Origin of the sequence: Microcoleus sp. FACHB-672 (assembly GCF_014695725.1) — a bacterium.
Taxonomy (GTDB): domain Bacteria; phylum Cyanobacteriota; class Cyanobacteriia; order Cyanobacteriales; family Oscillatoriaceae; genus FACHB-68.
The window spans coordinates 183,152-195,130 of record NZ_JACJOU010000021.1; the positions used below are offsets into that span (position 1 = coordinate 183,152).

The 11,979-nt window shown below is 48.2% G+C and carries 8 protein-coding genes and 1 pseudogene; 1 reads left to right on the top strand and 8 read right to left on the bottom strand.

Translation table 11 applies throughout. From position 1 onward, the window contains the following. The first annotated feature begins 59 nt into the window (after positions 1–59). Positions 60–1,898 (top strand): hypothetical protein, encoded by a 1,839-nt coding sequence (locus tag H6F56_RS17685; RefSeq protein WP_190670759.1) that lies wholly within the window; start codon positions 60–62, stop codon positions 1,896–1,898. 76 nt (positions 1,899–1,974) lie between these two features. Here H6F56_RS17685 and H6F56_RS17690 read toward each other — a convergent pair whose 3' ends face one another. The 8 genes and pseudogenes from H6F56_RS17690 to H6F56_RS17725 all read right to left on the bottom strand — a co-directional run. Further along, entirely contained in the window at positions 1,975–2,751 is a 777-nt protein-coding gene (locus tag H6F56_RS17690) for an ABC transporter permease (protein WP_416360996.1), read from the bottom strand. Positions 2,752–2,997: 246 nt separating this feature from the next. Then, a complete protein-coding gene (locus H6F56_RS17695; RefSeq protein ID WP_190670761.1) occupies positions 2,998–3,870 on the bottom strand; it encodes a 6-carboxytetrahydropterin synthase in 873 nt (290 codons plus the stop codon). Positions 3,871–3,944: 74 nt separating this feature from the next. Continuing rightward, complete coding sequence (locus tag H6F56_RS17700) at positions 3,945–4,637, bottom strand: J domain-containing protein (protein ID WP_190670763.1); 693 nt, start codon at positions 4,635–4,637, stop codon at positions 3,945–3,947. A 66-nt stretch (positions 4,638–4,703) separates the two neighbouring features. Beyond that, positions 4,704–5,666 carry a cysteine synthase A gene (gene cysK / locus H6F56_RS17705; RefSeq protein WP_190670765.1) on the bottom strand — a complete coding sequence of 321 codons (963 nt, stop codon included), beginning with the start codon at positions 5,664–5,666 and terminating at the stop codon, positions 4,704–4,706. 126 nt (positions 5,667–5,792) lie between these two features. Next, entirely contained in the window at positions 5,793–6,230 is a 438-nt protein-coding gene (locus tag H6F56_RS17710) for an RrF2 family transcriptional regulator (protein WP_190670767.1), read from the bottom strand. 150 nt (positions 6,231–6,380) lie between these two features. After that, entirely contained in the window at positions 6,381–8,438 is a 2,058-nt protein-coding gene (locus H6F56_RS17715; RefSeq protein ID WP_190670769.1) for an iron uptake porin, read from the bottom strand. 845 nt (positions 8,439–9,283) lie between these two features. Beyond that, entirely contained in the window at positions 9,284–10,915 is a 1,632-nt protein-coding gene (locus H6F56_RS17720) for an HD family phosphohydrolase (RefSeq protein WP_190670771.1), read from the bottom strand. 935 nt (positions 10,916–11,850) lie between these two features. Next, a pseudogene (locus H6F56_RS17725) lies at positions 11,851–11,979 on the bottom strand (photosystem II protein D2); the annotation flags it as partial.

An 11,979-nucleotide genomic window follows, 5' to 3' on the forward strand; every position in this document is an offset into this window, starting at 1 on the left:
GCCAAATTATGGTAAAACCTGCTTCAGTCGTTAAATAACAAAACAGGTGGAATGGCCCTATGACAACAGCAGTACGGCAGGGTGACTTACAAATTCTAGGACAGCTGTTAGAAGAACGCTTGCAGTTGAAATTCTTCTCAAATGGCCCACTTCGAGTACAGTGCAGTCGCCAAGCAGAAACTTTAACGGTTGTGAGCCAGCACCCAGATGTGGTGGTACCCGATCCGCAACAGGTATTCAACACTTTAGAACAAGCTATTAGAGGCTTGCAGCCTGAATTGACGAACAAGGTACAGCTATACCTGCGACGGGCGAGTAACAAACAGCCTTATGCGTCCCACGCCTTTATGATGAAGCCGCAGACCGGCTCGGCTGTAGAGCAAGAGTCAACGGCAACGCGGCTACAGGAGGCGGCACGGGTGGGAAGCCGGGTTGAAAAGCCAGCAAACAAGGCCGGTGTAGCTGAGATCGAAGATATCTGGAATTTACCGGAGGGTTGGGAGTTCTCAGAACCGGCCATCAAAGCGGAACCAGCAAGTGAGTCCTCGGAAACCCCGGTATCCGAACAGCAGAACCCGCCGAAACCTGCGCCCGCAAAGCCTTCATCAGCCAGCCACAGCCTGCCGATGCTGCTGGCCGGTACGGGAGTGGCGCTGTTCCTGCTAGGTGCCATTGTTTACCCCCTGAGCCGTCCCTGTGTGCTCGGTACGTGTCAGGAGATGAAAACAGCGAAGCAGCTGAGCGGGGAAGCGGCAAAAACCCTAGAGCAGGCAAAATCTGTCACTGCGCCGGCGGAAGCCCAAAATCAACTTGCTAAGGCAAGAGGGCTGTTGAGAACGATTCCTTTCTGGTCTTTTTATTACCATGAAGCGCAGGAATTGTTAGATACCTATAAAATGCAGTCTGAGCGACTGGATGACATTATAGAGATCCAAAAGAAGGCAACAACGGCAGCGCAAAAAAGCCAAAATCCCCCGCATCCGGTGAAAACTTGGCTAGAAATTCAGTCGCTTTGGCGAGAAGCGATCGCTCAGATCGAACAAATTCCTGAAGACAGTCAGGTTTACCCCTGGCGAGAGCGCAAATTAAAAGAGTATCGCGCTAATTTAGCGGTGATCAACCAACGAGTGAAGGCAGAGCAACAGGCTGCGAGTAAGCTGAGAGCCGGCAAGAGTGCGGCTCAAATTGCCGAAGCGCGCCAAGGTGTGGCCCAGTCGTTGGAAAGTTGGCAGCAGGTTTACTCCACTTGGCAAACAGCAATTCAGGTGGTGCAGCAAGTTCCGAAGGGAACTGTGGCGCATCAGGAAACACAGCCCCTGTTAGATAGCTACCGGGTACAACTAGCACAGGCGCAGGAACGCAAAACCAGCGAGGAAATCTCGGCGTCTTCTTACAATCAAGCGCTGCGTTATGCTGGAAGCGCGAAAATTGCTGAACAGAGAAATCAGTGGTCGCAAGCGGTGGCTTATTGGCGTCAAGCTTTGGCTAACACCCAGCAGGTACCGAATGGAACAAATTACTACAATCAGGCTCTACCACTGCGCGAGTCTTACAGCAATGCCCTACAGGAGGCGCAAGTCAAACTCCAATCCGCCGTTGCTTTACAAAAAGCCCGTGCGGATTTAAGAAAGACGTGTAGCGGTAAACCGAAAATCTGCGATTACACAGTCACCAACGACATGATGACTGTTTACATTACGCCAGAATACCAAAAAACTGTCAGGCAGACGGCAATTACAGCAGATCGTAAGAAGGACAACAAGAGCCGGCGAAGTGTGAGCAATCATATTAAAACGTTACAAACTGCTTTGGAAGCTATTAGCAACAACGCAAGCATTCCCATTCAGGTATACGACCCTACCGGCTCTCAAATTGGCGCTCACAATCCACGCGGATAAAGTGAGATGTGGAAATGGGGCATGGGGCATTATTAAGGAAGAATTTTCCTTCGCTCTTATGCTCCTGCTTCCTCTATTAAAACTTTTGTAATTGAGCGGCTTGATTAAAAAACTGCCGGCACAATCCTTGGGTGACGAGGAGGGTGGTTGTTATAGTTGTGAGCGCCAGCATGAACATAATCAGCATTTGATAGGCTGCGGCATCAATCGGTCTGACCCCACTGAGTAATTGGCCTGTGATAATTCCTGGCAGTGTGACTACGCCGACAACCATCATGGTGTTGATGGTGGGAATCATGCCGGCTTTGATCGCTTCTTTACGATAAGATGCGACGGCGTGTTGTGGAGTAGCTCCCAAAGATAGGTGGGTTTCAATTTCTAGTTGGCTGCTATTAATGCTGCTGACAAGACGTTCGCCGGCAATTGCAGCACCGTTCATGGCGTTTCCCAATACTATGCCGGCCAATGGGATGATATATTGCGGTTCGTACCAAGTTGCCGGTCGAATTATTAATAAGTTTGTATAAGCTAAGGTAAGGGCACTACTAACTAGAATTGACCCCCACACAACTAGCAACACTTGGGGAATTTTCTTGCTAATGCGGTTACGGGCAACAATAGAGGCAATCGTCAGCATCGCGATAACGACTGCCAGCACAACCCAAGGATTATTTAACGCGAATACGGCTTCTAAGAAATAGCCAACCACTAGCAGTTGCACGGCGGTGCGCCCTGTTGCCAGGGTTAATTGCCCTTCTAATCCTATTTTTTGCCATGCTGACAAGCCAATAGCAATTGCCATTAAACCTAGCGCCCAAACTAAATCTGCTATTTCTAATCGAATTAAATCCACAATTGCTCCCTAATAAATAATATAAAGTTTGCTCCCACAAAATAGTTTAAGCTGATGGGTATTAAATTTGCAGTGATTAATGTAGGGGAGAAAGATAATTTTTTTTGTTTGCTACAAAAATCGGTAAGTTATAGGCTAATTAAATTACTTTGAGCCACTGGTTGTCTGATAAAGCAAAAGGCAAAAGAGTGAATAGTTCTCTTTTGCCTTTGAAGTTTTTAGGGTTCACATTTTTACTAAGTGAACTTACACCGGCATCAAAACCGACTCGTTTTTTTGATTGCTAGCATCAGCCGGTTCTAAGTCGGCGGCGTAGATTTCACAAGAATTATTTGGGCTTTCAATCAGCTTCACTTTATGCAGTTGAGCACCCATATCGCGGATCGGTTGCTTGAGTAGGTTGGCGATGTGGGCGGCAATATTTTCAGCAGTGGGAACGACTTCGGCAAAGTAAGGAATATCTTTATTTAAGAAGGTGTGATCGAACGGTTCCACCACATGATCTTCGATGGCTTTTTGTAAAGCAACTAATTCAACAATCATGCCGGTGCGCGGGTCAATTTCTCCTTTAACTGTCACTTCTAAATGGTAGTTATGACCGTGGCCGTTGGGACGAGCGCACTTACCATATATCTCACAGTTATCTTCATAACTGAGATCGGGACGGGCGAGGCGGTGAGCAGCACTAAAGTGAGTAGCAATTGTGAGATAAGCTTCCATTCCGTTTCCTAGATAGTCGGCCCAAAGTTGAGGGTGTTCAAATAGCTGAATGCGGATAAGGGGCAAGTGATCGGCAAGCCGATGCCAAATTACCCGCGCGATGTTTTCCGTTGTGGGTAGAGTTTGCTGAAATTCTGGCCAAGCGTCGTTGAGATAGGAAAAGTCAAGCTGGCTAGTGACTTCTTTCTTGATAACGTGTTTGACGTCAGATAAGTTAAGTACCATGCCATATTCATCGAGTTCGCCGGCCATAGAGACAAACAAGACGTAGTTATGACCGTGTCCGGGAGTGCGGGTACATACGTCAAACCGCTGCCAATTTTCCGCTTCGCTTAATTCTGGCAGCCAGTATCGGTGGCTTGCTGAAAACTGAGCTTTGCGATTAATGATGCATTTCATTAGTAAATGTAAAGTTAAGTAAACCTACGCTAATTCCAGCATAAACCAAATCCCAAATCTGGGCATTGGGATGATTAAATATCTCGAATAGCGACTTGAGCTTCTCGGCGCAAGCCGGCGGCAATTCGGAAAAGTTCTTGACCTGTGTGCAGGTAGTAGTCATCGTAGTTGAGGGTGAAGAACTCTAACTCGTCGATGCCATCCCCCACTTGATTAAGGCAGTAGTAGAGATGAGCAGCGACACCAGCAACCGGCGCTGGATTGGGCATCGAGCGAAAACACTGCTGAGCTTGGTTAAGGAACTCGCGGCAGGTGTTTAAGTAAGTTTGAAAGGCTTCTAAGAGTTCATCGTCAAAGGGATCGGCGGATAGCTTGTCGATTTGAGCTGTTAAGGGATTGAGAATGCGAGCGAGCATTTGATTGACCGGCTTATAAACTTGAGTCAGCCATTGCTGGAGTTGCTCGTCGGTATCGTGTCCTGTTTGCCGCTGCCGGGATTGAGTTTGGGTGGATGCCGTGCGCCCTTGCCGGCTGCTGGGGGCTGTTGTTGAGTGCTTGTGCATCTGCCGATCGTAAGACTGCCGACGCTGAGTGTCCCCCAAAATTTCGTAGGCGGCGTTAAGGCGAACAATCTCTTCGTGACCGGCTGTTTCAGAATTACTGTCTGGATGAAAAAGTTTCACCAAACGCCGATAAGCTTGCTTGATCTCCGATTGAGTTGCCTTTGAGCTTACCTGAAGGGTCTCATAGTGGTTGGAATGTGCCATAAAACTAATTGAGTGAAGTCAGAAGTCAGAAGTGATGTAAGGGTTCTGGCTTCTGGCTTTTTGCGCTTAACCCACAACTGCTGGGACGCTGAGTTCGGCTTCTTGGAACAAAGGGGTACTCAAGTAGCGCTCTCCGAAGCTGGGCTGAACCATCACAATTAATTTTCCTTTATTTTCAGGGCGCTTGCCAACCGCAATGGCGGCGCAAAGGGCAGCGCCGGTGGAAATGCCGGAGAGAATTCCTTCCTCTCTAGCTAAGCGACGCCCGTAAGCAATGGATTCATCATCTGTAACGGTGATGACTTCATCAATGAGGGCGACATTGAGAACTTGGGGGATGAAACCGGCACCAATTCCTTGAATTTTGTGAGGGCCAGGATTGCCCCCAGAGAGGACAGGGCTATTGGCCGGCTCAACTGCAATCGCTTTAAATTCTGGCTTGCGTTGCTTGATCGCTTCAGCCACACCTGTGAGGGTGCCGCCGGTGCCGATGCCGGCTACCAGGATATCCACCTGTCCATCGGTATCTTGCCAAATTTCCTCAGCGGTGGTTTGTCGGTGAACTTGGGGGTTAGCTGGGTTGCGAAATTGTTGCAGCATATAAGCATAGGGCGTGGTTTCAACAATTTCTTGCGCCCGCCGAATTGCACCACTCATGCCCTCAATTCCTGGGGTCAGTTCCAATTGGGCACCGTAAGCTCGAAGCATCGCCCTACGTTCAGAACTCATGGTGTCTGGCATAGTTAAAATCAGCTGGTAGCCTTTGGCTGCTGCAACCATTGCCAGGGCGATGCCGGTGTTTCCGGAAGTGGGTTCGACCAAAACTGTTTTGCCTGGGGTGATCAGCCCGTTCTCTTCTGCTGCATTAATCATACTGACGCCAATTCGGTCTTTGACTGACGCCGCTGGGTTCATTCCCTCCAACTTCACGACAATTCGCGCCACACAGCCTTCTGCTTGGGGGATGCGGTTGAGTTGCACCAGGGGAGTGCGCCCCACTAATTCAGTCATGTCATGAGCAATATTCATAAATTTTCCCAGTTGTAAATGATCAATTGTCAGTTGCGTGGCCGGCAATTCCCTTCAGAATGCCAATGTCATGGAGGCGTTGAACACAGGGCATTCACTAGATTCTTGCCAATGCCCCATTTCCCGTTAGATGTAATACATAATGTCTACTTGACGCTTCGCATCTCGCTGCTCACAGAGATCCTGGATTGTGTACTTTTGTAAGACTGAATTGGCGCTTGAGCAAACTTCTTGCCAGACATCCCAAACTACAGCACTCTCTAGAGTTTTGAGGGGGGAATTATTTTCAGGCTTCTGAGAGTCCAATCCCTCTATACAACCCACTACTTCAAAGATTGTTATTTTCCAAGGTTCCCGACCTAGGATATAACCGCCCTTGGCACCCCGCAGGCTGCGAATCAGTCCACAGCGTCTTAAGGTGGCCAATAGTTGCTCTAGGTATCGGTCAGGGATATTTTGCTTAGCTGCTATTTGCCGAATTTGAAGCGGCTCACCGTCGTGGTAGTGGGCGGCCAACTCTAAAAGGGCTAGAAGCGCGTATTCACTTTTTGATGAAAGTTGCACGGGCAAGATTGTATGTCAAGAAGGTCAGTCTGGGCTTTTTCAATTATACCCCGGTTCTCCACCGGGGTTTGCTAGGTTATAAAAGAAAACAAGAAAAAAGCCCCGCACTAGGCGGAGCTTCCAATTACTCACAAAAACTGAGAGTTTAACCTAGAAGGTAAAGGTTCCTCTGAGCGTACCGATAACGGTTTGCGGGTTATCCTCGCTTTGGTTGGGGTTCAACAGCCAGATAACACCAGGTGTTAGCGAGATATTATCTGTCAGCTGATACTTGTAGAAACCTTCAACGTGCCAAGGAATTTCATCGCTGTCAATATTGACATCGCCGGCTCGGAAGTTTGTCAGGTAAGGCTGGGCACCAACCACGATGCCGGCCAGATTCCCTTCTTTCAACAAGTCGGGGAAGGCGAGGGTAATCGCGTAGTTCCAGATGCTACCATCCCCACGCAGACCGCGATCATTATCGCTATGTAACAAACTTATGTTCGAGTAGCCAACCCAGCCGCTAAGACCGAAGCGGGGGCTAACTTGCAGCGAAGCTTGAAGACCGTAGGAATGGGCTTGCACTGGGTTGGTTCGGCCACCTAAAGTATTGGCAATGTTGGTGCCGACAAAACCTCTCGGTTCGATGCCGCCATCATCGTCTATTCCGACAGATGCGCCGTTATCAAACCCGAAATTGCCTTCTCCAAAGTAGGAGTTGATGTAGGTTGCTGCCAAGGAGACGCCGCCGATGGTAAAGTTCAGCTGGGCCAAGGCAGAGTAATCACCACTAAAGAAACCATTACCACCATCAGGGCTAGAGCCTTCAGAAGCGAGATAGCCTAGGGTTAAGGAACTGGGTTTCAGTACGTTAAAGATGTTGGTGCGACCGAAGCGGATGTTTGCCCCAACCCCTTGTCCACCACCGAGGCGATAAATCGGGTTGCGCTGACCAAAAGCGGACAGTGACCCATTACCCCCATCAAAGTCTTCCATGTAGGGGTTAAGCGTGGGCGTGAAGTCTTCCCAAACGCCGGCGTTTGCTGCAACCACTAGATCCAATGTTTCCCCAAATGGGAAGAAGTATTCTAGGGTATCCAGGATAAATTGATTGCCGGTGTCGCCATAGACGTTAAACGTCTGAGTGCCTTCGCGGGAATCATTCAGCACGTTCAGAGGTTCGGCATTTCCAACTTGCAGACGGGTGATTAAAAGGTCTTCACCTGTGAAACTGGTGTTGAGGTTAAGACGAACCCGTTGTTGGAAGGCGGGGACATCATTGGTTTCTCCAAATGAGTCGGTGCCGGCAAAAATTGCTTCACCCACCAATTTAGTTGTGGTGGAGAACTGATTGGCTTCCAACTCAGCGGTGCGAGCTTCTAAGGCATCCACCCGACCACGTAGAGTGGCCAGTTCTGCCTGGAACTCTTCGAGTAGACGGTTCAGAGCGGCTAAATCTGCTTTGGTAACATAATCGCCATCCGTTCCAATCAGCTGGGTAATGGTTTCCAAGCAAGCATTTAAACCGGCAGCAAATTCATAACGGGTTAGAGCGCGGTTGCCTCTAAAGGTGCCATCCGGGTAACCGGCAATACAGCCGTAGCGCTCAACCAAGTTTTGCAAAGCCTGGAAGGCCCAGTCTGTCGGTTGCACGTCAGACAGTTGCGACACTGAGGTGACTTGCCCAACGGTGGTGCTGTTGGCGCTGCCTTCGTTGCTGTATCGGTTGAGTTGCTGTAAAACGTTTTGAGCTGCCGGCTCTGTCGTGGTAGCCGGTGTTCCTTGGCCCTGCGTTTGCGCTACCTGAGCGGGGACTTCAATTTTTGCTGAGCTGGGTGCCTCATTTTGTACTAAAGCCGGCTCAGTTTGAGCTTTCTCTTTCGACGAGCTTCCCAGAAGTTGCTCAGCGGGTAGCACCTGTTCATTGGTTTTCAAAGCCACTGGAGCCTGAGGGGTTACCTCTCCTCCTTGCAGCAGTTGCTCAGCTGTTACAGCCTCTTCTTTCGTGCTTAAAGCTGCTGGAGCCAGAAGGTTTTCCTCTGAGTCTCCCAACTGTTGTAGAGCAATCGTAGCGGGCTTTGAAAGTTTTGTTTCTGCTGTGGCTTGAGGTTGAGCCAATTCAGGAATGGTTCCTGTTTCGGCGGCCATCGCAGAAGCTGAAACTAATAAAGCAGCCCCTAGAATTGCTGGGCTGGCAAATAGAGAATTCCACAATATCTTAGACATCTTCCCTCTTGTCCTCACACCTTATTATTGAGAGACTAACGGGCCGGCCATTTATTTATCTTTATACACAGCCACTGATTTTGTTTAGCTATCAGGTAAGCTGGCAGTTTGGAAATGGTGGCTGCTAGCTCTATTTTGACATTCTCACTCCCTTCTTGGAAATGGGATTCTTGAGAAGTTTGCTAATTTCAGTTAGCTTTATTCTCAAAGGATGTGTCAACCATCACTTTGGCTACATACTGGCTACCCTGACTGTAGCCGCTGAATTGCTTCATAGAGAGTAGCACATTTATTGACCTTTCGTCACCGCCTTTTCGCCAGAAAGTGGCGCGATGCCTTTTGGCCGTAAACTCCCCTACTCGCTACACGAAGAACCACTGAAGAAAGTTCCGCTTTTTCGATAAAACTTAGTTGGCCGTTGCATTGTTAGGTCAGCTCACGGCTGCGTTCACTTAATGAGTAACAGATGTGAACCGATCAAGTCTAAACACTGCTCTAGGATCAAAGATTTTATCCTTGCGAAAATTCTCGGTCGGTTCTAATTTTCCATCCTTCGTTCCGCAAAGAGTGCTTTCAGCCACAAATGGGGAAGGATTGTCGTCCCCTGCCCACCCGCTCAAAAAAAGGATGATAGACATCAACCGAGTATGAGCTTCATGTTGGGATCTGCCAAGTAATTATACTTTGCTTAAAACTCTTCGTGTCTCACATTACTCAATTATTTAATTAGGCATCTAGGCGACGAATTCTTGGCTTTCTCGGTTGCTTGTAGCGAGCTAACCCAGAAACTGCCGGCTCTGAACCCGGGAACCTCAAATAAGTTGCTAATTTCTGCCCTTTATAGTTTATGCAGACTCTAGTTCAGCTTCTGAGTTATGTCCTAGCACAGAAAAGACTTGGCGCTGCTCAAAAAGCTCTAAGAAATCGGCATTAATTTTGTTCAGGGCCGCTTCCTGCCGCAAAATTTGCAGTGCGGATTCAACCGACAACCCCCGCTTGTAGGGGCGATCCCCAGCCGTGAGGGCATCGTAAATATCTGCAATCGTGATAATTTGAGCTTGTATGGGAATTTCCTGTTGTTTTAAACCTCGTGGATAGCCGGTGCCATCTAACATCTCATGGTGGCCGTAGGCAATATGAGGAATTTCTTCTAACCCCTTCGTCCAGGGAATCCGCTTGAGAAATGCGTAAGTATGGGTAACGTGAGACTGAATTGCCAAGCGTTCTTCATCGGTGAGGTTGCCTTTGTGAACCATTAGCTGCGTCATCTCCGTGGGTGAGATCAGCGGCTTAGCTTCACCATCAACATCTTGATAAGTGTAGCGAGATAGCTCTCGCAGTTCAGCCAAGGGAGTCTCGGCCAAAATTCGAGGCTCATTTGCCTCCACCAATATCTGCCAATAATGATTTAGTTTTTCAATCGCCTGATTCCGCTGGGTGTCGAACTGTTCTAGATGCTGGCATAATGGACACCCAGTCTCGGATTCGTGGTTGGGATGAGCAAGCAAATATCGAAATTTTTCTTCAGCGCACTCCATCTCTATCGTCCGCTTAGCCAAAGCAAAGCGATAGTGAATTACATCCATCTGACCTGGATATAATTTCTTTTGTTTGACTAAAATTGCTTCAGGCACCCCAACTTTGCCAAAATCGTGCAATAAAGCGGCGTAGCGAGTTTCTTGAATCTGGCGCTCACTGAAATGGATCTGGCGTAGGGGGCCGGCAGAGACTGTATTAACTTCTTCGCTAAGGCGGACTGTCAGGGTCGCGACCCGTTCAGAATGGCCAGATGTACACGGATCTCTGGCTTCGATGACTTGGACAGAAGCTTTTACAAAGCCTTCAAACAAGTTTTCAATACTATCTTGCAACTGATTTCGTTCAATCGAAATCGCCGCCTGAGAAGCCAGGGATCGCACAATACGCTCTTCCCAATCCGAGTAGGGCTGGGTAACTTCTCGGACGTTTTGGGCGTTCACAGGGACATCAGGTTGAGTCTTGCGATTGATCAATTGCAGTACGCCCATCATGTCTCCCTGCCGGTTTTGCATCGGTAAAACCAGAACTGATCGGGTGTGATAGGAAATGTCTCTGTCAAAGCTGCGATCCAGTTGGTAAGGCACGGTTGGTGGCAGATCGTAGGCATCTGGTAGGTTCAAGCTTTCCCCTGTTAACGCCACATATCCCGCCAAGCTTTGACGCGTCATGGGAATAGCAAACTCGCGAAATGAAACGTTAGGCCGCGAGGCATTCTGCGCCACCTTAAACAGCAATTTTGGTGTCCCGTCCCTGCTGTCTACCAAATAAACACTGCCGGCATCACTGCTGGTTATTTCTCGGCTTTTGGATAAAATTAAGTTCAGCAATTCGCCTAAATCGTAGCTGCTGGAAAGCGCCGCACCAATATCTAACAGCTGCTCAATTAATTCAGTTTGATTAGCAGCCTCTCGCTGGAGTGCCTGGTTGTCTAACACCATGACCACGATTTGGGAATGAAGAAGTATTTTGTGAATCTCACAAACTAGACTGTCTCCTCTTCGCTTGGAGTCGGCTTCGCTGTAAGTGTGGAATCAATTATTTTTTTCGACAGGTTGAACGTTTACTTAACTTACAAGTAACTTTGACTGGAGCAAAGGTTTTTTAGTTAAGCCACTAGCGTCTTTGATGAGCAAGCAAGTAGCTAGCTTGAGGAAGGAAATTCTTAATAGTAGAGGATAGCCTACAGTTTGTGCGGGTTCAACTCATTAATTCACAAATGGTATGGCTGCAACAAAATTGTAATGCGCCAATTATAGCTTGTTTTGAAAACTATATAGCTGTCTGGGCGCAGTAAGTATTTTGCAAAAGTATTCTGCTGCTAAACAGCTTACCGAACAAATTACTTTTGCCTTTTGCTTTTGCGCCGTAGGTACGGGCGGCGTTCCGTTGTGTAACTCTCCCCGAAAAAACTATCCGCTCTCACGGGCAGCGATCCGGTTTATTAAACCTTCATGCTAAATGTGAGAGCGGTCTAGCGGGTCTTCAGATTGAAACCAGACTGCCGGAAGGAACTCCAAGCAAGCCTAACTTTTAAAGCCATTTGACTTCCCCGAAGGGAATTAGGCTAGCTGTTAGAGAACAGCCCCGGCGCACAGCCGGCGGACTTCAATCTGATGACCCATGCACATACTACTGTCTTGCATAGGCATCACCTCCTTAATCCCTTAGCGGTTTTTTATTTAATTTAACTGTTGTTAGTCTAGCATACGAGCCGCTAATTTGAGCAACCCTTTTTAAATTTTTGTTGGCTTAGGGTTTTCCTCTGGGATGCTGTGAAAAATCCCCCTTACCAGGCGATAAGGGGGACAGCTAAGAATTCATTTGTCAAGCATGATTGAGTTTTTGCCAAGGACAAATAAACCCAAGTAAACTTCTACAGAGCGTTACCGCGAGGCAGAACTTCTTCAGGGAAGGTGAAGCCTTCATGAGGTTGGTCTTGGGGAGCCATCCAAGCGCGGATGCCTTCATTGAGCAGAATGTTCTTGGTGTAGAACGTTTCAAA

Bases quoted from the DNA above. Each gene is read 5' to 3' on its own strand.
- H6F56_RS17720 (WP_190670771.1), bottom strand. From the start codon at position 10,915: ATGGTGTTAGACAACCAGGCACTCCAGCGAGAGGCTGCTAATCAAACT.
- H6F56_RS17715 (WP_190670769.1), bottom strand. From the start codon at position 8,438: ATGTCTAAGATATTGTGGAATTCTCTATTTGCCAGCCCAGCAATTCTA.
- cysK (WP_190670765.1), bottom strand. From the start codon at position 5,666: ATGAATATTGCTCATGACATGACTGAATTAGTGGGGCGCACTCCCCTG.
- H6F56_RS17700 (WP_190670763.1), bottom strand. From the start codon at position 4,637: ATGGCACATTCCAACCACTATGAGACCCTTCAGGTAAGCTCAAAGGCA.
- H6F56_RS17685 (WP_190670759.1), top strand. From the start codon at position 60: ATGACAACAGCAGTACGGCAGGGTGACTTACAAATTCTAGGACAGCTG.
- H6F56_RS17695 (WP_190670761.1), bottom strand. From the start codon at position 3,870: ATGAAATGCATCATTAATCGCAAAGCTCAGTTTTCAGCAAGCCACCGA.